Annotated in this window: 18 protein-coding genes and 5 tRNA genes; 12 read left to right on the plus strand and 11 right to left on the minus strand. The window is 49.6% G+C overall.

Translation table 11 applies throughout. From position 1 onward, the window contains the following. Nucleotides 1–56: 56 nt before the first annotated feature. From JK198_RS11380 to JK198_RS11390, 3 genes are all read right to left on the minus strand, one after another. Nucleotides 57–132 (minus strand) — tRNA-Val (locus JK198_RS11380). 101 nt (nt 133–233) lie between these two features. Further along, nucleotides 234–309, minus strand: a tRNA-Lys gene (locus tag JK198_RS11385). Between the two features lie 3 nt (nt 310–312). Further along, nucleotides 313–388, minus strand: a tRNA-Val gene (locus JK198_RS11390). 270 nt (nt 389–658) lie between these two features. Between JK198_RS11390 and gltX the strand changes: the two genes are divergently transcribed. Then, complete coding sequence (gltX, locus tag JK198_RS11395) at nt 659–2,074, plus strand: glutamate--tRNA ligase (RefSeq protein WP_212708477.1); 1,416 nt, start codon at nt 659–661, stop codon at nt 2,072–2,074. A gap of 40 nt (nt 2,075–2,114) precedes the next feature. Here gltX and JK198_RS11400 read toward each other — a convergent pair whose 3' ends face one another. Then, the gene (locus tag JK198_RS11400; RefSeq protein WP_212708478.1) at nt 2,115–2,471 is read right to left on the minus strand and encodes a YfeC-like transcriptional regulator; all 357 of its coding nucleotides are present in this window, start codon (nt 2,469–2,471) and stop codon (nt 2,115–2,117) included. Nucleotides 2,472–2,750: 279 nt separating this feature from the next. On the opposite strand from JK198_RS11400, the gene JK198_RS11405 reads away from it, so the two are divergent. From JK198_RS11405 to JK198_RS11420, 4 genes are all read left to right on the plus strand, one after another. Continuing rightward, a tRNA-Ala gene (locus JK198_RS11405) sits at nt 2,751–2,826 on the plus strand. Between the two features lie 42 nt (nt 2,827–2,868). Then, nucleotides 2,869–2,944: transfer RNA gene (locus JK198_RS11410), tRNA-Ala, on the plus strand. 207 nt (nt 2,945–3,151) lie between these two features. Beyond that, the gene (locus JK198_RS11415) at nt 3,152–4,279 is read left to right on the plus strand and encodes an AI-2E family transporter (protein ID WP_212708479.1); all 1,128 of its coding nucleotides are present in this window, start codon (nt 3,152–3,154) and stop codon (nt 4,277–4,279) included. A 306-nt stretch (nt 4,280–4,585) separates the two neighbouring features. Next, on the plus strand, nt 4,586–5,632 hold the full coding sequence (locus tag JK198_RS11420; protein WP_212708480.1) for a glycosyltransferase family 9 protein: 1,047 nt from the start codon (nt 4,586–4,588) through the stop codon (nt 5,630–5,632). A 58-nt stretch (nt 5,633–5,690) separates the two neighbouring features. Here JK198_RS11420 and JK198_RS11425 read toward each other — a convergent pair whose 3' ends face one another. Then, the gene (locus JK198_RS11425) at nt 5,691–6,881 is read right to left on the minus strand and encodes a NupC/NupG family nucleoside CNT transporter (RefSeq protein WP_212708481.1); all 1,191 of its coding nucleotides are present in this window, start codon (nt 6,879–6,881) and stop codon (nt 5,691–5,693) included. A gap of 388 nt (nt 6,882–7,269) precedes the next feature. Between JK198_RS11425 and JK198_RS11430 the strand changes: the two genes are divergently transcribed. Further along, the gene (locus JK198_RS11430; protein ID WP_212708482.1) at nt 7,270–8,508 is read left to right on the plus strand and encodes an Nramp family divalent metal transporter; all 1,239 of its coding nucleotides are present in this window, start codon (nt 7,270–7,272) and stop codon (nt 8,506–8,508) included. 294 nt (nt 8,509–8,802) lie between these two features. After that, the gene (gene glk, locus JK198_RS11435) at nt 8,803–9,765 is read left to right on the plus strand and encodes a glucokinase (RefSeq protein WP_212710541.1); all 963 of its coding nucleotides are present in this window, start codon (nt 8,803–8,805) and stop codon (nt 9,763–9,765) included. A gap of 47 nt (nt 9,766–9,812) precedes the next feature. On the opposite strand, the gene JK198_RS11440 is transcribed toward glk, so the two are convergent. After that, nucleotides 9,813–10,544, minus strand: a complete 732-nt coding sequence (locus JK198_RS11440; protein WP_212708484.1) for a LytTR family DNA-binding domain-containing protein — start codon at nt 10,542–10,544, stop codon at nt 9,813–9,815. After that, the gene (locus JK198_RS11445) at nt 10,541–12,265 is read right to left on the minus strand and encodes a sensor histidine kinase (protein WP_212710540.1); all 1,725 of its coding nucleotides are present in this window, start codon (nt 12,263–12,265) and stop codon (nt 10,541–10,543) included. Before JK198_RS11445 ends, JK198_RS11440 begins: the two co-directional genes overlap by 4 nt. A 560-nt stretch (nt 12,266–12,825) precedes the next feature. On the opposite strand from JK198_RS11445, the gene JK198_RS11450 reads away from it, so the two are divergent. The 3 genes from JK198_RS11450 (at nt 12,826) to JK198_RS11460 (ending at nt 14,540) form a co-directional block, all read left to right on the plus strand. Beyond that, nucleotides 12,826–13,296, plus strand: a complete 471-nt coding sequence (locus JK198_RS11450; RefSeq protein WP_212708486.1) for a universal stress protein — start codon at nt 12,826–12,828, stop codon at nt 13,294–13,296. Then, nucleotides 13,293–14,096, plus strand: a complete 804-nt coding sequence (locus tag JK198_RS11455; protein ID WP_212708487.1) for a hypothetical protein — start codon at nt 13,293–13,295, stop codon at nt 14,094–14,096. Before JK198_RS11450 ends, JK198_RS11455 begins: the two co-directional genes overlap by 4 nt. 147 nt (nt 14,097–14,243) lie before the next feature. Continuing rightward, the gene (locus JK198_RS11460; RefSeq protein ID WP_249213314.1) at nt 14,244–14,540 is read left to right on the plus strand and encodes a hypothetical protein; all 297 of its coding nucleotides are present in this window, start codon (nt 14,244–14,246) and stop codon (nt 14,538–14,540) included. A gap of 46 nt (nt 14,541–14,586) precedes the next feature. On the opposite strand, the gene JK198_RS11465 is transcribed toward JK198_RS11460, so the two are convergent. After that, nucleotides 14,587–15,795 carry an OFA family MFS transporter gene (locus JK198_RS11465; RefSeq protein ID WP_212708516.1) on the minus strand — a complete coding sequence of 403 codons (1,209 nt, stop codon included), beginning with the start codon at nt 15,793–15,795 and terminating at the stop codon, nt 14,587–14,589. A 156-nt stretch (nt 15,796–15,951) separates the two neighbouring features. Continuing rightward, nucleotides 15,952–16,851, minus strand: coding sequence for a DMT family transporter (locus JK198_RS11470; RefSeq protein WP_212708488.1), 900 nt, complete (start codon nt 16,849–16,851; stop codon nt 15,952–15,954). Nucleotides 16,852–17,025: 174 nt separating this feature from the next. On the opposite strand from JK198_RS11470, the gene JK198_RS11475 reads away from it, so the two are divergent. After that, on the plus strand, nt 17,026–17,892 hold the full coding sequence (locus JK198_RS11475) for an AraC family transcriptional regulator (protein ID WP_212708489.1): 867 nt from the start codon (nt 17,026–17,028) through the stop codon (nt 17,890–17,892). 9 nt (nt 17,893–17,901) lie between these two features. Here JK198_RS11475 and JK198_RS11480 read toward each other — a convergent pair whose 3' ends face one another. Together JK198_RS11480 and def are read right to left on the minus strand one after the other, a co-directional pair. Further along, nucleotides 17,902–18,153: a DUF2534 family protein gene (locus JK198_RS11480; protein WP_212708490.1), complete on the minus strand. Its 252-nt coding sequence runs from the start codon at nt 18,151–18,153 to the stop codon at nt 17,902–17,904. Between the two features lie 261 nt (nt 18,154–18,414). Further along, nucleotides 18,415–18,918, minus strand: a complete 504-nt coding sequence (def, locus tag JK198_RS11485) for a peptide deformylase (protein ID WP_212708491.1) — start codon at nt 18,916–18,918, stop codon at nt 18,415–18,417. Nucleotides 18,919–20,253: 1,335 nt separating this feature from the next. Between def and JK198_RS11490 the strand changes: the two genes are divergently transcribed. Then, the gene (locus JK198_RS11490) at nt 20,254–21,696 is read left to right on the plus strand and encodes a cytochrome ubiquinol oxidase subunit I (protein WP_212708492.1); all 1,443 of its coding nucleotides are present in this window, start codon (nt 20,254–20,256) and stop codon (nt 21,694–21,696) included. Nucleotides 21,697–21,704 lie beyond the last annotated feature (8 nt).

Consider the following 21,704-nt stretch of genomic DNA (forward strand, 5'->3'; position numbering starts at 1 on the left):
CGGTTTTTTCTGAAGACGGAAACAAAAAAGCACCCGAAGGTGCTTTTTTGTCAATCTGGTGGGTGATGACGGGTTCGAACCGCCGACCCCCTCCTTGTAAGGGAGGTGCTCTACCAACTGAGCTAATCACCCAAATTTTTCCGGACACTTTCCCGGCAGGTCAGTGACTGTACGTTAAGCCAGTAATTGTCCTGTAAACGAAAAAAGCAACCGCAGGGGGCTCTTTTCTGAATTGGTGGGTCGTGCAGGATTCGAACCTGCGACCAATTGATTAAAAGTCAACTGCTCTACCAACTGAGCTAACGACCCGAGTGGTGGGTGATGACGGGTTCGAACCGCCGACCCCCTCCTTGTAAGGGAGGTGCTCTACCAACTGAGCTAATCACCCCCGCTGTGTGGAGTCGCATTATAGGGATAGTTGAATATGAGTCAACGATTTTTCTGAGTAAAATGTTTGTTCGTCTTAAAAGTAGCCATCCTGCGGTGCTTTCACACAAAATGTTTATTTTTTTGCCATAAAGTACCGATAAAGGCAGATCACCGGGCTGGCAATGATTGAGGATTCACTGCCAGGTGTTAAAATGAAATCACGGAATCCTGCATTTTTTCTGGTTTCTATCATTTGTGATCGAAAACCCGCGTCCTAAGGCAATGTTTAATGAAGATTAAAACCCGTTTTGCGCCAAGTCCTACCGGCTATCTGCATGTTGGCGGTGCCCGCACTGCTCTGTATTCATGGTTATATGCCCGCCATAATAAAGGCGAATTTGTTCTGCGTATCGAAGATACGGATCTGGAACGTTCCACTCCCGAAGCAATAGAAGCAATTATGGACGGGATGAACTGGCTGGGTCTGGACTGGGATGAAGGTCCTTATTACCAGACCAAACGTTTTGATCGTTACAACCAGGTGATTGACGAAATGCTGGTCGCCGGGACAGCTTATAAATGCTATTGCCCGAAGGAACGACTGGAAGCGTTACGTGAAGAGCAGATGGCTAACGGTGAAAAGCCCCGCTACGATGGCCGCTGCCGCGACAGTCATCAACATCACAGTGATGATGAGCCCTGTGTGGTGCGCTTCCGTAACCCACAGGAAGGCTCGGTGATCTTTGATGATCAAATCCGTGGTCCTATTGAATTCAGCAATCAGGAGCTGGATGATTTGATTATCCGTCGTACCGATGGTTCGCCGACGTATAATTTCTGTGTGGTGATTGATGACTGGGATATGGAAATTACCCATGTGATCCGTGGTGAAGACCATATTAACAACACCCCCCGTCAGATTAATATTCTGAAAGCTATCGGGGCACAGGTGCCTGTTTACGCACACGTTTCAATGATCCTCGGCGATGACGGTAAAAAACTGTCCAAGCGCCACGGTGCTGTCGGGGTAATGCAATACCGTGATGACGGCTATTTACCAGAGGCGTTACTTAACTATCTGGTGCGTATGGGCTGGGCACATGGTGATCAGGAAATTTTCTCTGTTGCAGAAATGACCGAATTTTTCCGCCTGGAAGCGGTCAGCAAGTCTGCCAGTGCATTTAATACTGAGAAGCTGCAGTGGCTGAACCATCATTATATTAATACGCTGCCGCCTGAATATGTTGCCACTCATCTGCAATGGCACATTGAACAGCAAAATATTAACACCTCAACCGGTCCTCAACTGACTGAACTGGTTAAATTGCTGGGCGAACGCTGTAAGACTCTGAAAGAGATTGCCGAAAGCTGCCGCTATTTCTATGAAGATTTCACTGCGTTTGATGCCGATGCGGCTAAAAAACATCTGCGTCCGGTAGCACGCCAGCCACTGGCCCTGGCCGCGGAAAAACTGGCTGCTATTACTGAGTGGACAGCAGAAAATGTTCATCAGGCTATTCAGGACACGGCTGCTGAACTGGAAGTGGGTATGGGTAAGGTCGGGATGCCGCTACGGGTCGCCGTTACCGGTGCCGGGCAATCCCCGGCGCTGGATGTCACCATTACCGCGATTGGCCAGCAGCGTAGTATTGCGCGTATTCAGCAGGCGCTGGCCTTTATAAGCGAACGCGAAGCGCAGGCGTAACGTCAAAAACCTCCGGAAACCTTCGGGCTTCCGGGGGTTTTTACTCAGCAGACTCAATGCCCAGCTTCTTCAGCATTCCTTTTATCCCTTCCCGTAACAGTAAACGGCTCAGTTGATCTTTTTCGTGATGACTCATCTGATTAATGCTGCCGATTAATAATCCGGCGAGCGGATCTTTATCAGCAAAATAATGGCCGGCCGGTTCTGAAATATGACGGATAGAGCGCAGAAATGCCTCCACGCCATCATCGATATGGATTAGTCTCGCTTTCCCGCCCTGAACACCGGGTTTGGGGAGAGTGGCCCAGCCTTCACGCTTTATCCATTTATTAATTGTCTGGCGGCTGTAACCCGTTTCCAGTGCGAGCTCTTCAGGTGTCATCCATTCCTTTTTCACGGTATATCCCTTTCCTGGTTAATGTGACAATGGCAATTAACTGAGAAAGGTAACGTGAACATGTAAAAAAGAAAAGCGCTTCACTGCGGAGCTATGGGCTGTTTCACTTTTTTGCAGCTGCCTGCTGTTGCTGACTTCTTGTTCCGTCCGGATAAATTAACCACAGACTCTGGCGTCTTTTTCATCAATCAGTCACAAACAGGTAATTTGCCGTTGACAGCTATTGGCCGGTTTCATATTATGCCGTCCGTCAGGCCAGCCCTGACAACTTTTCGGCGCGGGGGTATAGCTCAGCTGGGAGAGCGCTTGCATGGCATGCAAGAGGTCAGCGGTTCGATCCCGCTTATCTCCACCACACTCTTTAACAGGGTGACAGCTCCGAAAAGATTCCAGATGTGGGGGTATAGCTCAGCTGGGAGAGCGCTTGCATGGCATGCAAGAGGTCAGCGGTTCGATCCCGCTTATCTCCACCAATCCGGAATTATTTTTTTCTCTTCTGCTTTTTTAGCTAAAACTCCCGTGATATCCCCTGATTATTTAACTCTTCCTCAGTGTTGTTTGTTCTGTGTTTTCCGTTACCTCGTCCGGTACGACTGGCCCGCGCAAAGTCACTGTATTGTATTATTTTTATTATTTACTACAGTTAACAGCAGGTTATTAACAAATACTGAGATGAATCCATGAAAGTGAAGGGAATTAACACCGGTTTCTTTGTACTGCTGTTGGTACTGAGTACCCTGGCGTTCTTTATGGTCATCAGGCCATATTACTCGGCAATTTTTTGGGCCGTTCTGCTTGCCTTGCTGTTTTATCCGCTGAAAACGCGGATCAGAAAATGGCTCGGTGATAAAAACGGCTTATCAGCACTACTGACCTTACTGATTATCTGCCTGATTGTGTTTATCCCTTGTGTGATAGTGATGACGTCACTGGCGTATGAGGGTAACCAGCTGTATACCAGCCTTCAGCAGAATAATCAGGCATTTTCTTCGTCCGTAACAACCGCAATAAATCATTTGCCGGGATCGGTGCAGACATTCCTGAACCGTTATGACCTGACGAATGTTGATAAACTGCAGCAGAAAATTTCAGCGCTGGCGATGGAGGGCAGTCATACCCTGGCCAACAGTGCCCTGGTGATTGGCCAGGGGACCTTCAGTTTTACAGTAGGCTTTGTCATTATGCTGTACCTGCTGTTTTTCTTCCTCAAAGACGGTGCTTACCTGATTGGCCTGCTGTTAGATGCTCTGCCATTAAGCCGCTATATGAAACATCATCTGCTAAAAAAACTATCAGCCGTTTCAAAAGCAACAGTAAAAGGTACGGTGGTGGTTGCCCTGGTGCAGGGGGCGCTTGGTGGTCTGGCATTCTGGTTTCTCGGGGTGCAGGGCAGTGTACTCTGGGGGGCGCTGATGGCTTTCCTGTCGTTAGTCCCGGCCATCGGCTCGGCGATTATCTGGGCCCCGGTGGCTATTTACTTCCTGGCGGCCGGTCCCCTGTGGAAAGGGATATTTCTGGTGGTATTTTTCGTGGTGGTTATCGGTCTGGTGGATAATATCCTGCGGCCGTTACTGGTGGGTAAAGAGACCCGGATGCCTGATTATCTGGTACTGATTGCCACGCTGGGAGGCATGGAGCTGTTCGGGATTAATGGTTTTGTTATTGGCCCGTTAATTACCGCATTATTTATCGCCTGCTGGAATTTGTTCTCAGGACGCGATAATGCCGCAAATTCAGACCAACTGGATGCCGGATTCATTGCTGAAGGTCAGCAAGAGCAGTCACATTCCGGCCAGAAAGAAGACTGATTCTCCGGTATAACAGCGGATAAAGCCTGTGCCAGTGCACGGGCTTTTTCAATTTACCGGCAAGAATCTGTCTTTCGCCTGCAGCGTGCAACCTCTGGCGGTAATCAATGTCTTATCTGCGTAGTGAGTGAAACCGGTAATACCGGCAGATATTTTTCGGGCAGCGTAAAGCTGTATATAACAATAATAGTCATGGATGTTCACCCTGTGGCGGGCACTTTGCCGGGTAACAGGCTGATTACCCTTGTGACAGAACTCTTGCCTGGCGGTCGTCAGGCTGAATGATGATGGTGTATTAAATATAAAATGAAAATATTAGTTATTCGCAGAGACAATATCGGTGACTTAATCCTCACGACACCGCTGATCTCAGCGTTATCGCGCCATTTTGGCGGAAAAGTGGATGTGCTGGTAAATACGTACAATCAGTCGGTACTGGAGAACAACCCGCATATCGGTACGGTTCACTTGTACAGTAAATTGCATCACCGTCAGCATGGGCAGTCTGCCCTGGGGGTGATTTTACACCGGATAAAGACCTCCCTCAGTATCCGTCGTACCCGTTATGATGTGGCGATTGTCGCCAAAGAGCACTGGGATAAGCGTCCGCTGCAATGGGCAAAGTTATCCGGGGCTAAACGTATTATTGCTATCGGTGATAATACTCCGGCGATGGTGACAGACCCGGTAACGGTACCTGCGGGCCAGCAGCATATTGTCGAGTTACTCTCGGCGCTGGCTGCTCCTCTGGGGGTCTCTCAGCCTCCGCGCGGTCTGGAGCTTTATCCGCGTGATAGTGAGATTGCAGCTCTGCGCCAGCGTTTGCATCCCGGTGATGAACTGCCGGTGTACGGTATTCAGATCAGCGCCCGTAAACTCAGCCAGCGCTGGCCGGCAGAAAAATTTATCGACTTTATGCATAATATTGCCGCCCGCCACCCTTGTCGTTTCCTGCTGTTCTGGTCGCCCGGTTCTGCGGATAATAAAGCCCACCCGGGAGATGATGAAAAAGCTCAGCAAATACAGCAAGCCTGCGGTGATATTGCCCTGACTGCAGTACATACTTCCGGATTACGTGAACTGATTGCCGGTATGTCATTATGTCAGCAAATTCTGACCAGTGATGGCGGGGCACTGCATGTGGCCGCCGGGGTTAATGTCCCGACGGTTGCCATGTTCGGTGACAGTGATGCCTGGTTCTGGGGCCCCTGGGGAGTGCCGGCTGAGGTCATCGAAGCACCGAATCGCGATGTTTCACAGTTGTCAGCAGAGCTGGTCGCTCAACGGTTTATGGCCTTACGCCAGCAGGTATTGTCGTCTCAGGAAGCCGCACCGGACAGTGCAGTTGCCTGACGGGGCAAAAAAACGGGACCCTCAGGGTCCCGTTAGGTGACTGCGTTATATGGCAGATTTACCAGGCCAGAATCAGGCCGGCAATTGAGGCAGACAGAATACTGACCAGGGTTGAACCATACAGTAACTTCAGACCGAAACGGGAAACTACATTTCCCTGATGCTCATTCAGGCCTTTAATAGCACCGGCAACGATGCCAATCGAAGAGAAATTAGCAAAAGAGACCAGGAATACGGACAGGATCCCTTCGGAACGCGGCGTCAGTTGCCCGACCATTTGTTTCAATTCCATCATGGCAACAAATTCGTTAGACACCAGTTTAGTGGCCATCACACTACCGACTTTCAATGCTTCATCGGCAGGTACGCCCATCAGCCAGGCAAAAGGGTAGAACAGATAGCCCAGTACCCCCTGGAAACTGATACCGAAAATAGTATTAAACAGTGCATTAACCGCCGAAATCAGGGCGATAAAACCGATCAGCATGGCTGCGACGATAATAGCCACCCGGAATCCGGCCAGAATATATTCCCCCAGCATTTCGAAGAAACTTTGCCCTTCATGAGTGTTTTGTAACTGCAAGTCCTCTTCATTTTCCACGTCATAAGGGTTAATCAGCGATAGCACGACGAAGGTACTGAACATATTCAGTATCAGTGCCGCGACCACATATTGCGGCTTCAGCATTGTCATATAAGCGCCGACAATTGACATGGAAACCGTTGACATCGCAGTGGCGGCCATTGTGTACATACGGTTACGTGACATCTTGCCGAGAATGTCTTTATAGGCAATAAAGTTTTCAGACTGCCCAAGGATCAGCGAGCTGACGGCATTAAACGATTCCAGTTTGCCCATCCCGTTGATTTTTGACAGTACAGTACCAATCACCCGAATCACCAGTGGCAGGATGCGGAAGTGTTGCAAAATACCAATCAACGCTGAGATAAACACAATCGGGCACAGCACATTAAGAAAGAAGAAAGCCAGCCCTTTATCGTTCATTCCGCCGAAGACAAAATTGGTCCCTTCCGCAGCGTATTTCAACAGGGTATCGAAGAAAGCAGCGAAGCCTCTGACCACCCCGAGGCCTGACTCAGAATGGAGGAAGAACCAGGCCAGCAGCACTTCGATCACCAGTAACTGAACAATGAAGCGTACACGAATTTTTTTCCTGTCTTTACTCACCAACAGGGCAAGTAAGGCGACCACCACCAGTGCCAGAATAAAATGGAAAATTTGGGACATACGGACTCCAATTTTGAGGAGAGTTATATTTTGCAATGTATTCTATGAAACGTGACATATAAAAACGAGAGCAAAAACCCATTATAAGTAAGAGATATCACTAATTTTCTGAAAACTGTTGCAAAGACCTCGTTTCCGGAACGTGGCGGATATTTTTTGTCCTGACAGATGTTAACCATATTTTTTAAGCAGATTACCTGCCGGTTAATAGTATGGTTGCCGGTAAAAGAGATTGCTCAAATTTTGTTAATCAGGTAACGTTATTTTCTTTTTATAGCCTTTGCTATACTTTTTAGCATAGTCTATTGAATCGATAATTATTACCGATTTAACGGCCATCCGGCTGGCGGGTAAAGTAAACCAACAGATCCTATTACGGGGAAGGCAGATGTCAGAAGGTCAGACCGCCGAAAGCAATAAAAAGCAGAGAAAAGTGAAGCTCGCGCTGATGGGCCCTGCATTCATTGCGGCGATCGGCTATATCGACCCGGGCAACTTTGCGACCAATATTCAGGCCGGTGCCAGCTATGGTTATCAGTTGCTGTGGGTTGTGGTCTGGGCAAATGTAATGGCAATGCTGATCCAGCTCCTCTCTGCAAAACTGGGGATTGCGACCGGCAAAAATCTCGCCGAGCATATCCGCGATCGTTTTCCGCGTCCAGCCGTGTGGTTTTACTGGGTGCAGGCAGAACTGATTGCGATGGCAACGGATCTGGCCGAGTTCATTGGCGCGGCTCTCGGGTTCAAATTACTGTTCGGCATCACTTTACTGCAGGGCGCGCTGATCACCGGGGTAGCGACATTCCTGATCCTGATGCTGCAAAGCCGCGGGCAGAAGCCGCTGGAATGGGTCATTGGTGGTATGTTGCTGTTCGTCGCCGTGGCCTATGTGGCAGAAATGTTTTTTTCTCAGCCGGATCCCGCCGGACTGATCAGGGGAATGGTAGTACCGGCATTACCGGACGGGAATGCGCTCTATCTGGCAGCAGGAGTCTTGGGGGCCACAATTATGCCCCATGTTATTTATCTGCACTCGGCCCTGACGCAGCGTGATGAAGGCGGGACCATGCACCAGCGTTATTCATCAACCAAGCTGGATGTAGCTGTGGCGATGACTATTGCCGGGTTTGTCAATCTGGCAATGATGGCGACCGCCGCGGCGGTGTTCCATTTCAACGGCCACACAGGCATTACCGAACTGGATGAGGCTTATCTGACCCTGAAACCGTTACTGGGTAATGCCGCGGCCCTGGTGTTTGGTCTGAGTCTGGTGACGGCAGGATTATCGTCTACCGTGGTCGGAACACTGGCCGGGCAGGTCGTCATGCAGGGCTTTATCCATTTTACCATCCCGTTATGGGTCCGCCGCGTAGTCACTATGTTGCCATCATTTATTGTGATCATTGCCGGTATGGATCCGACCCGGGTGCTGGTTCTGAGCCAGGTATTTCTCAGTTTCGGTATTGCCCTGGCACTGATCCCGTTACTGGCATTTACCGGTAACCGTCAGCTGATGGGCCCCCTGACAAACAGTAAGAAAATCCATCTCTGCGGTATTGTGATTGTGGTACTGGTAATAGTACTTAATGTGGTCGTACTGAGCGGAGAACTACCGGGGTTGTTATAGCTTGCTGTTATTACTGAATTTTTATTCCATGATATCATGCCTGCCGCCAGGCAGGCAAAACCGTGGTATAGTATTTTTTTTGCCGGTATTGCCCTTATTTTCCGGAATCAAGGTTTGTCCGCTCCGGCGACGTATATTCAGCCTGTTACCTATGTGCATTGGCGATGCAGCAAGGTATGGTAGATTACTGTGAAAATAATCAAGTGATTGCATCGGGTTATCTGATGTATATAAGATTTGAAGAAGGCGATACAGTCTTCATCATTAATTACCCCCAAGCGGAGTAGCATAAGAATGACAAACTATGCCCTGGTCGGCGATGTTGGCGGAACAAATGCCCGTCTGGCGTTGTGTGACGTGACTAACGGCAGCATCTCGCAGGCCAAAACATTCTCTACCGATGAATACCAGAGCCTGGAAGATGTTATCCGTCACTATCTGGCAGAACAGGAAGCAGTAACCTGTGCCTGTATTGCTATCGCCTGTCCGGTTAAAGATGACTGGATTGAAATGACCAACCACAGCTGGGCATTTTCGATCAGCGAAATGAAGCAGAACCTTGGTCTGGAACATTTGGAAGTGATTAACGACTTCACCGCCGTATCGATGGCGATCCCGATGCTGGGTGAGGACGATGTTATTCAGTTCGGTGGCGATAAACCAGTGAAAGACAAGCCTATTGCTATCTATGGTGCCGGTACCGGGCTGGGTGTCAGCCATCTGGTGCATGTTAATAAACGCTGGGTCAGTTTACCGGGTGAAGGCGGACACGTTGACTTCTCCTGCGGGACCGAAGAAGAAGATATGATCATGGGTGTACTGCGTGCCGAACGCGGACGTGTTTCGGCAGAGCGTGTGCTCTCGGGCAAAGGGCTGGTCAATATCTACCGGGCAATTGTCATTTCGGATAACCGGGAACCGGAAAAACTACAGCCTCAGGATGTCACTGAACGTGCTCTTTCCGGCAGCTGTACCGACTGTCGCCGTGCATTATCACTGTTTTGTGTGATTATGGGGCGTTTTGGCGGTAACCTGGCCCTGACACTGGGCACTTTCGGCGGGGTTTATATTGCCGGCGGGATCGTTCCGCGTTTCCTGGAATTTTTTAAAGCATCCGGTTTCCGTGCTGCGTTTGAAGATAAGGGCCGTTTCCGCTCTTACGTACAGGATATTCCGGTGTACCTGATCACTCATGATCAGCCGGGTCTGCTGGGTGCGGGTGCGCATATGCGCCAGACTCTGGGCGTGGTGCTCTGATACTGCCTGATACTCCTGACCGGTACTGTCGGCAGGAGTATCATCTGCTACAAATTCATTAGCTGGCGGAATTCTTTTACTTTACTGCGGCTGACCGGTACCTGAAATTCAAGTTCGCGCAGTTTAATAATATAGGTATTATTAAACCACGGTTCGATCTCACTGATTTGGCTGAGGTTGACGCAAAATGACCGGTGGCAGCGGAAAAACTGATTTTCAGGCAATTTCTGATAAAACTCACTGATACTCATCGACATAATAAACTGCTCGCGCCGCGTGCAGACAATCGTCAGTTTCTCATGGGCTTCTGCGTAGCAGATATCATTAACATCCGTTACGATGATCCGGTCATCTTTGATCAGATTAATGGTCTGTTGCAGTCCATGATGATTCGGTGTGCTGGCGGACGGCCGCGGCAGCTGTTGCCACGATGTCAGCCTGCGTAACATACTGATAATACGTGATTCCTGATAAGGCTTGAGGATATAGTCAAACGCCTCCAGTTCAAAGGCTTCCACGGCATGATCTTTCCACGCAGTAATAAATACGATCAGCGGTTTTACCGCAAACAGGCTGATATTTTTGGCCAGCAGCATGCCGTCCAGTGACGGAATATTAATATCCAGAAAGATCACATCTGTCTGATGCTGCTGAAGATATTTCAGTACTTCCAGCCCGTCGCTGAAACAGGCATCAATGGTAATGTTACTGTGCTGTTGTATCATCCAGCGGAGTTCCTGCTGTGCCAGAAACTCGTCTTCGACAATAATGGCCTTCACGTCATATCCTCCGGACTGAATTGTCGTGTATCTGCTTTACTGGCAGAGGACGGTGAGTGTTTACGGACCGTAAAACTGATCTCGGTGCCGGGAGAAAGGCGGCGGATGTGCAGGCCCTCGCCGTACAGTAGCCGGACCCGGTGGTGGACATTCAGCAGACCAATTTTGTTGCCGGGCATCTCATTTTCATCCACCCGGCGAATAACATCTTCGCTGATGCCTTCGCCCGTATCGCGTACCGTAATAATTACCGTATCATCATCGTTACCTGCCCTGACACTGATGGTGACGACACCTTTCCCCTGTGAGCGCTGGATCCCATGCACAATGGCATTCTCGACTAATGGCTGTATCAGCAGGCTGGGGATCTTACAGGCGATATCCTCATCGATATCATAAATAACACTAAGCCGGTCGCCAAAACGTGCCTGTTCGATAGCAATATAATCCATGACCTGGTACAGCTCTTTACGGATATCAATCACTTCATCATCCTTAAGTTCGAGGTTATAACGCAGATAGCGGGACAGATTGATCACCAGCTGGCGGGCAGTATCAGGATTCATGCGGATAGATGACGAAATAGCATTCAATGCATTAAACAGAAAATGGGGATTAATTTTACTCTGCAGGGCACGAAGTTCGGCCTTATTTGCCATTTCACGTAATTGTTCGGCCCGCGACACCTCCAGCTGAGTAGAGATAATTTGTGACAGACCAACGGCCATCTCTTTCAGCGAACCGGTAATACGGTGTGCCCGCCGGTAATAGATTTTTAAGGTGCCTGCAACCTGACCTTTTTCCCGCAGCGGAATGACCAGAATCGAATGAATATCGCCGGTCCGGTAAGCTTCATCGTTATTACGGATAATAATATTGCCGCTGTTAATCGCCAGCAGGGTGGTCGGACTGAGGCTGACATTACCGGTCTGAAAATATTCTTCGCCGTAGCCAACATAGGCCAGAATTTCCTGGCGGTTGGTCAGCGCCACGGCATCCGCGTTAATATCATGGCGAATAATTTCACATACCTGACGCAGTGACTGGCTGTTGATATGACGGAACAGGGGCAGGGTCTTGTTAGCAATATCCAGCGCCAGTTTTGCCTGACGTGCCGCACGGGCTTCCCGTTCACCCTCCACACTTTGTACCAGCAGTACAATCAGGCCAATACTGGAAGAGCCGAGGATCATGGGCAGAGCAATTTCACTGACGATCTCTGTGCCGAGGCTGGCAGGACGTGCCAGCAGAACAATAAGTAGCATCGTCAGAATTTCACACAACATACCGCCGAGGATCCCGGCCCACCAGCGTCCGGACTTATCGATGTACCGGTAAATCAGCCCTGACACAATACCGGACAATACTGTGGTTATCAGGCATGGCACCGCAGTGACACCCTGCATATCTGTCAGAAAACGGTGTAATCCGGCAATGATTCCGGTGGCAATACCGACCCAGGGGCCAAACAGAATCCCTCCTGACATGACCGCGATAATACGCACATTGAGCAGGGAACCGTCGACATTGAGGCCAGACCAGGTGCTGAATACGGCAAACAGGGAAAATATCAGAGTGACCGCCAGTTTTTCGGTCAGCGTATAATCATCTTTTTGGAGCAGTTCACGGAAAGGGGCGGCACGGGTCAGGAAAAACAGACAAATCAGCATTAATGCTGCACGGTCAAAAACCGCCAGTAACTTATCAAGGTGTAAGAACATTGCGGCGGCCTCGGGGGAGCAGAGCAACAAGATATGGACCTATAATAAGAAAAATCCCTGCCCGGCACCAGCGCTTCACCGGCAACCCGCAGTCTGTTCCTGCCGTCAGCTCGCGCACAATCGGTGACGATTTTCCGTGGCCGGTTACTGACGCGGTGACTGGCCAGAAAGTGCTAACGCAGCCCGCAACAGTTCGGCGGGCTGCCACGAGCCTTGCGGGAGAAATTCTGGGAAATATATAATATACAGTGACTTATAGCTTAACCTTGCTGTGGTATGAAACAGCTGGTAACCGGATTACATCAAAGGTTATATTTTTGAAAATAACTTAAAATCTGGTTTTCCGGCGATGGTTATCAAACTAAAATTAGCCGTTTTCTGTCGCTGTAACTCTGATAAAGGTTCCCGCAGGGCGGAAAACTCGCCGGGAAATCCTCTGACACATAAAACAAAACAGGATACATTACGCGTGCCGGAGGATCTGACAGGTCAGTGGTCATCATGACAGGCCTGAACAAAGTCTGCCGGTATCTCCTGAATGTCCGGAATGGAGCTGCAGAATGAAAACATTATTAATGGCGGTTGATCGTCAGGCCTCAATGGCAGAAAAAATCATTAAAACGACCCTGCAAGAGGCGAGCGCCCATCAGGCGGAAGTAGTGATCATTTGTTGTGTGGCCGCCGATGATCTTTACGGCAATCAGCCGATAGAAATTGATACGGCCGAAAGCGGATCTTTATCGCTGAATGCGCTGGACAATCAAAACTCGGCAGAACAGATACTTCGTTATGCTCTGAATCCGTTTGCCGAAGCGGGTATTCCGGCCCGTGGATTAATTTGCAGTGGCGACCCTGCTGCCACGATCGTTGAACAGGCTGATCGTCTGAGTGCGTCAATGATCATTATGGGGCGTCGTCATCTCTCTTCGTTCAACCGAATACTGAAAGGGTCTGTCAGTGCAGCTGTCATTGAAAAAGCACATTGCCCGGTACTGGTTGACGTTACCAATGAGTCTTTATCCCCCCTATGACTGAAACGCTACTTCCCTCGCTGATTGCCCTGGTTATTACAGGGTTATTGCTGAGCTTGCTGGTACGCAAAAAATACCTGTCCCTGCGGGCAGGCCTGTTGCTGGTGATCTTACCGGTGCTGCTGGGAAATCTGGTCTGGTTTTATGTCTGTAAACCACAGCGTGATGCTGCACTGGCAGCACAACATTCTCTGGCGCAACTGGCAGCATTGCCCGGCTATCGGATCCTTAAACAGCAGGAACCCGCATTATGGCCGGTATTAGAACAGGCCTTCTTACATTCAGTCACCCGGGGAGAGAGTGTTCCTGAGGCTGCAGGGCAATTACGGGGGATGCTGGCAGATGTGGTTAACCAGCGTATTGGCCGCGCCAGTGATCAGGCAGTCATTGATTATATTACAGTTTCTGTTGATGAGATGCAGGCACTGGATAAAATCTCGGCCGAAGACTGTTTTCGTTTTCTGTATCCCCAGGTGAATGGCGGGGTGAATCTGGTTCAGTTACTGTCCCCGGCACTGAATGCCCGTGATGCACAGGCGATGGAACAATTATTGCTCACCAGTGAGGGGCCGGATAAACCGCTGGACAGAAAAATGGCCAGCGATACCCTGAAACAGGTTGTCACTGCCCTGTATACCCGCTGGGGTAATCAGTTGAAACAACTTAATGAACCCGGAGACACTTCATCGGATCATCAGACTCTGTGTGCGATGACAATTGATTTGTACCAGACCATTTTAAAACTGCCGGTGGCACAGTCGGCCAACCTGTTGCGTATGATGGTTGTCAGCGCCGATTAATCGCCGATTTTGTGAACACCTCGCTTCCGCCGCAAGAATATTCCTATTTATCCGCAGGGTATCGCTATCACAGGAAAATCTGATTGGCAGGCGCTGCGGATAGTTTAGATTAATAATACTTAATTATTTACTCTGATAAGAATAGGCATGATCAAAAAGACACTGATGGCCGTGTGGTGTGGAGGCCTGATCACAGCATTACTCAGCGGATGTGCCCGCCAGTACCCGGGGGGGTATGCGCAGGTTGCGACAGATAAACCGTCACACAGTCTGCAGTTTCGTTACACACCCGGAGCCGTTGACTTGCCGGCACTGAACACTACCGTCAGAGACTATTGCCATCAGCATGGTTTTGACAAGGTTGAACCCCTCCCGGAACAAGACAGTGGCTGGCCGGGTGAAAAAACCCGCTGGTTCCAGTGCAATTATGGGATCAAAAATTAAGTCTGAACTGCTCCCCCCTGTACTGGGTGGGGGGATTATCCCGGACTCAGTGCTGTAATGCGGGGGCTGTAGCGGCGGGTGACAGTGCCGGCTGGCGGACAGTGACTGACAATATCAGGGAAGCCACCAGTAACACCATAATCAGTATAAAGGTCACCATAAAACCGCCAAACAGTGATGCCACCAGCGAGCCAAGAATACTGCCGATCCCAAACCCGAGGTAAATAACACCGTAGTTTTTTGCCAGATTATTCAGGCCGAAGAAATCGCTGACCAGTGACGGGAAGACGGTGATCGTTCCGCCGAAACTAAAGGCAATACAGGCAACAGACAGTAAAAAGGTATTTTCGTTGAGTCTGGTAAACAGCAGTAATGCCATGCCCGCCAGAGAAATCACCTGCGCCAGGGAAATAACACGGATACGCGGCAGTTTATCGGAGAGTACCCCGAGCACCAGACGCCCGGCCAGGTTAGCCACGGCAATCACAGTAACAGCATTCGCTGCGGTCAGTGCCGACAAATGGACCAGGTTCTGCCCGATATCTTTTGCAATCCCTATGACATACAGACCACTCATACAGGCGGTAAGGAACATCAGGGCCAGCATCCAGTATTGTGGCTGGCGTATTGCTTCAGCCAGGCTGAAATCGTTGGTGGTCAGCGTACCTGCTGGCTGCTCACTGCGCGGCGCATCATTCATCAGCAGTGCACCGGCAGTAATCATTAGCATGGTAATCACTCCCCAAATCATAAAGGTGTGTCCGAGGGTCTGGTGGGCCAGCAGATAACTGCAGATAAATTTAAACACCAGACTGCCCAGCCCGTAAGCACCAATCGCGCAGGCAGAGATCACCCCCCGGTGTTCAGGAAACCATTTAACACAGTTAGACAAGGTCAGCAGATAGCCTGCGCCTACGGCAACACCCACCAGAATACCGGCACTCAGATAGAGCATCCATACGGATGATACGACGGCGGTCAGGAAAAAACCGATCGCCAGTAAAATACCGGCACCCAGAGTCACCCTGCGAACGCCGAAACGTTCCTGCAGCTTCCCGGCCATCGACGAGGCCAGAGCCAGGGTCAGACTGAGTACCCCGAAAGCGAGGGCCACCTGACTGACAGAGGCTGAAAGCTTTTCTGATAATGGCTGATTGAACAGGCTCCAGGTATATACAGAACCTAAAGCAAACTGGGTAATGATCGTCCCTGCTAAAGTCAGCCAGCGGCTGGCTGCGGGGGGATGGCTATTCATTTTCATTATTATGCTCGCGGAGATTTATGGTCTGCTTACAGAATAATTAATTACCACAATTTATGTGGGATTACACCATGAAGTGCCATTTTCGGGGAATGAAATGCCTGCGGCAGGGTATGAATGGCCTGCTCAGCCATTGATACCCTTACTATATCAGGCGATGCTGGTCCGTGGTCTGGCCGGCCGGCGGACAAACATAATCAGATTAGCCAGCGTGATAAATAACAACCCGGCGACTGAATGGGGCTGCCAGACAAAACCTTCATAGCGTGCCGAAATGGCGAGGGCGACCAGCGGGAATAACAGGGTGCACCAACTGGCCTTTGCCGCCCCAATCCGCGCCAGCAGGGTGAAATACGCCCCGAAGCCAAATACCGAACCGATAATTGCCAGGTAACTGACGGCGGCCAGCCAGCGATAGTCGAATGCAGGAGCCAGCGAATACCCCGCCACGATACTGACCATCGCCATCAGCAGTGCACCATACAGCATCGCATATCCGGTTGTTGTCAGCATATCCTGCTGCTGTCGCTGGTGACGGACACTCATCATATTACCCAGAGAAAACCCGAAAGTGCCCAGAGCACAGAGACCGATGCCGGCCAGTAAATGGGGCGAGTTATGATTTTCCATTAACCGGGGCCAGAACATCACCACCATTCCGCCGAGCCCGAGGAGCAGGGCCGGAAGAAATTGCCGCGGCGGTTTTTGCCGGAAAAAAAGCCAGCTGTTGAGCGTATTATAAATAACAGCCATAGAGAAAATAACCGACTCAAGGCCACTATTAATCCACCCGGCCGCATAATAGAAGCAGATAAAGTTAATACCAAAGGTACAGCATCCCTGTACTGCACAGCAGAAGTGAGTGTTAGCTGATAATTTTTTCAGGCGGCCGGTCAGCGTTAAGGCCATCAGCAGTACAGTGGCAGCCAGTAGAAACCGCCAGAAAACCGCGACCGGAACCGGAACCGCTGCGCTGTGTTGCTGGACAAAGATTCCTATCCAGGTGGTCCCCCAAATTATAACGACCGTAAAATAAAGTAATATGTTCATCTGTGTTTCTCCTTATTCCGGTCAGTATGCAGGGCAGGGGAGAGTGACAGCTTTTATTTTTCTGCGGTCAGCTTGCAGATCCCTGCGCTTTTTTTCGCGGATGCAGTAGCAGGACTGGCAGCGTATCCGGCCGCAGATTACACTGGCGGCATTAGCGGGGAGCAAGGAGATAAAATGTCGTATCAGACCTTTGATATTCTGCATCGGCATAAAGCGATGCTGCGTGAATCAGTGACACTGGACAGCGGCATTCAGCTGGCTTCGTGGTTTAATCGTAATGACCGGGTGACTAACCACAGTAACCATCATACTCTCAGCCTGTATATTGCAGATGGCTATGATACCTGGCACAAAACCCCTCATGGCTGGCGTAACGGGGGCGGGCCCGATCGTTTCTGTCTGATGCCGGCCAACAGTGAATCATCATGGGATGTCAGGGCGAGATTATCATTTGTCCATCTCTACTGTACCGAACAACATTTACTGCAACTGGCCGAAAAAATATGGGACCGTGCGCCATTACAGCTGGCACTGGACGAAAAAGTTTTTGCGGAAGATCCGCGAATTACCCATCTCTATCGGCACTTTCTGCTGAGCTGTGACTGGCAGCAACCCGCTAATCATCTGATGCTAAGCACCGCCAGCACTCTGCTGATGACAGGGCTGGTGCAGCAGTACAGCAGGGTTAACTGGCCATTACCGGTAGTCCGCGGAGGGCTTGCACCACAGGTGCTGAAAAGGGTACAGGCATTTATCGCGGATAACCTCAGTCAGCCACTGACACTGGCTGATTTGGCGGCAGAAGCCGCGCTCAGTGATTACCACTTTGCGCGCATGTTCCGTCAGACCACCGGCCAGTCTCCCCACCAGTATGTGATGCAGCAACGTATGGATAAGGCCCGGCAGTTACTCAGAAAAACACAACTCAGCTTAACTGATATTGCGTACGACTGTGGTTTCTCGTCCCTGAGTCACTTCAGTAACCGTTTTCGCGTCTGTTGTGGCGTCAGTCCCTCGGTTTACCGGCAGTCACGGTACTGACGGCTATTATCACTGTTGCTGATCATTTTCGCCGAGGAAAAAATACCACAGGGGAATCGACAGTAATCCGGTAAACACGGTGGTGTAAATCAGGATCATAAAGAACTGTGTTACACAGAGACTTGCCGGCCATTGACTGAAGGGGAGGTGATATTCTTCGATGGCACCGCCAATGATCGCTCTGATCATAATGGCTGATACGATACAGGCAACCACCACGACGCCACAGATAAAATGGCGGTTTTTTTTATTTTTAAGCATGATCACTGTACCTTATCCGGATATTATTGACGGCTGTGTATATTATTACTCACCGTTATTAATAATATATTGCTGGTCTGTTATCACAACGGGGGCATAGTGTAACCCGGTAAGCAGGGAAAACCGACACTGCGGATATATTTCCAGGCTATTAATGCTTTAATGTTATATATAACCCATCGTTAATACTTAATATATATAAAAGCAGCAGGTAATATATTAATAATATTTCACCTGCCCAGTTAACGGCAGACCGGGGGATTATTTTTTCAGCTGTTTGTGTAGCCGGGTCAGTAGCCGTTGTTTTTTCAATGGCGACAGATAGCTGGCGGGCGAACGTCCCTGAAGATGGTCAAGGGTATGTTGCAGAAATACTGCCAGATATCCCTGTGCATCCAGCTGTTTCGGGTGCCCTTCAGGGTCGCGGTAGTTGACACTGATGGCAACCGGGCGCCGTGTTTCTATGGTCTCTCCGGGCAGTGAAGGACATTGCTCTTTAAAAGCTGCTGTTTCTGCCGACAGGGCAGTAATGACCGGGTTAATTAAGACATAGTTCTGGCGGCGCGCCTGTTCATCGGTGATATCAATAACGACTATTTGTCTGGCTATCCCCAGCTGGATTGCCGCCAGAGCGGATTGCTGGTGGGTGTGCATGGCCTCGCGGATACTGGCAATATCCTGTGCCAGCTGAGCATCAAAGTGACTGACCGGCTGACAGACTTGCTGCATTTCCGGCTGGATAATCGAATAAATCAGGTTGTTCATCTGCTGTCCGTTCCTCTTCACTGGAGGCGGATAGCATAGCCCGGAGCCTGTAGCGGGAAAAGCCAGTATCGCCGGCTGATTATCACATCCGCCTTATCCCGGTGAGGCTAAACGGCTGCATAAACTGAAACCGTTGTATATCCTGATGACAGGGGCGGGGGATCAGTCGTGCCTCGCTGCGGCAGCATGAGACGGGCTACAGTGGCAACCTTTACGGGTGTTCAAAAACTGCCACAGTGCGCAACAAGCATTAAAAGAGAGGGCTGATCAGCATACTCTCTGTTATAGCCTGTCAGTCGATTAGCTAAATAGCCGTGGCTGCGCCTGTTCTGCTCAGGTGCCGGGAGATAGTGCGGGGCGGCTGTGGTGCGATACGCGACAACAGCATGCTGAGTAGTGATGGTCGGCGGTACACCTTTTATGCAATTATCCGCTACTTTTCTCAGGCTCACGGAGAATAAATTCTTATTCTCAATAGCTAAATGTTACGGAAAAGTTATATTAGTTATTAAATGTAGTGATAATTATTTTTTGTGTTTACCTTATGGTATTAATAATGATGTTTTTTTCCCGCGGGTTATCTGTTTTTATATTACCTGTAAGTTATTATACATCGCTGGTATTAATGCTGTTGTGCGACTTCTGAATATTAGCCACAGAAAAACGGCATTAATTGCCGGGATGGACATTAAGATAAACTTATGATTTAAAACATTAAAATATCATCAGTGTTATCGATGTAAGATGCGGGAAGATAATTTTTAATCCGCGGGCAATTAAGGAATAATTTTCTTTTGGTTACAATTGATTCACTCAGCCATGAATATTATCTTTGTTGTGAATGAATATAATACACCCCGCAACAAAATATCAGTTTCCCTACATTTTTCTTGACAGGATCCGGGGCTAGAGGAATATACTGGGCTTCATTCGGACTACACAGAACCAGTTATTGTGCTCTTTTGACAATATATGCGTCTCTAAAATCTGGGTACATCTCTATATAAGCAAATTCAGATTCAACAGTAATTTGCTTGTCGCCGGGTACTGCATAGCGCTTATCCAATAAGTTTCGTCGGCAAAGGCTTCTTTGTGAGCGTTGTTGTACCCTCATGTTGGCAATGGTATGGGGGTAGTGACGAATTTTATCCTGTGTATGATTTCTGTACAGGGATATGCGCTATAGGAGTACCACGGCGTTAAGAGAAAAAGGATGGTGCGACACCTTGTTTCTACTCTTCCTGTTCTGCTCTTATCATTTTACCTGCCTGATAAGGGAAAGGGCATATAGGTGTCGCGGGCTAATACGGTCACTTAATACAAAAGAAGATAGCAATGTTAAGTAATGATCTCACATCGCTGATTACGCGTATTGACTTCGCGTTTATCTCATCAGTTCATATAATTTATCCGCCACTGACCATCGGTCTGGCCCTGCTTCTGTTCATCGCTGAAGTTATGTGGGTCAGAAAAAATGATGAGAAGTGGTATCGCATATGTCGTTTTTTTGAAAAGCTGTTCATCATCAACTTCGGTGCCGGTGTGGCTACCGGGGTTACCATGGAAATGGCTTTTGGTATCCTTTATGGCCGATTCTCCCAGGCCGCCGGACCGTTCTTTGGTCAGGTGCTGGGGTATGAAACCATCACCGCCTTTATGTATGAGGCCGGTTTTATCGGTCTGATGATTTTTGGCTGGGGCAAAATCAGTCGCAGGATGCACCTGTTTGCCACCTTCAACGTGGCCCTGTCTTCCACCTTATCGGCCATGTGGATTCTGGTCGCGAACTCGTGGATGCAAACCCCGACCGGTATCGAACTGAAGAATGGTATCTTCGTTGTCACCGACTGGGTTGCTGCACTGCTCAACCCGAATGTCAGCTCGGCTTTCCCGCACATGCTGCTGGCAAGTTTTGAGTTATCTCTGACCTTCGTTGTCGCGGTCTGTGCGTTTTACGTACTTAAACGCCGCCATATCGACATTTTCCTGAAGCCTCTGAAATATTCCCTGGTCGCGCTGGCGGTTGTCTCTGCTGCGCAGATCTATATGGGTGATGTGCTGGGTGAAAATGTGCTCGAGCATAAACCAGCCGCGCTGGCTGCGATGGAAGGGCAGTATGATGCCTACAATGCCGAAGGCCAGGTCAACAATGCCTGGAACATTATCGGCTGGCCGAACAAAGAAGGTACCGGTCTGGCGTGGTCTGTTTCTATTCCGCACGGTCTGAGCCTGATCGAAACCAAAACCTGGAATGGCCCGGTACGCGGACTGAACAGCTTCCCTAAAGATGAACAGCCACCGGTCGCATTACCGTTTTATACCTTCCGTGTCATGGCTGCAGCGGGTGGTGCTATTCTGCTGGTCAGCTTGTGGGGCCTGTGGCTGATGTCCCGTCGTCGTATGACTGCGGAAAAAGCGTCAGGCAACAAATGGTTCCTGATGATTGCCGTTGCGATGGTGGTACTGCCTTATCTGGCGATTATCGCCGGCTGGTGGACACGTGAAATTGGTCGTCAGCCGTGGATTGTTTACGGACTGATGCGTACTGAAGATGGTATGAGTGCAATGACGACTGGCCTGGCAATTTTCTGGCTGGTCGGTTTTGCAATCTTCGAATCAGCGGTTGTTGCCGGTACGATTTGGTTCCTCGCGAAAGTTGTTCGCCAGGGCCCTGATTTAACCAGCAAAATCCCGGGTGAAGGTCATGAGCACCTTGGTCACATTGATCTGCCGGAAGGCGAGCATGCTGATCATCCCGAATACATAAGACCGGTCTGATACGGAGA

This window comes from Tatumella sp. JGM91 (assembly GCF_018257575.1).
GTDB lineage: Bacteria > Pseudomonadota > Gammaproteobacteria > Enterobacterales > Enterobacteriaceae > Tatumella > Tatumella punctata.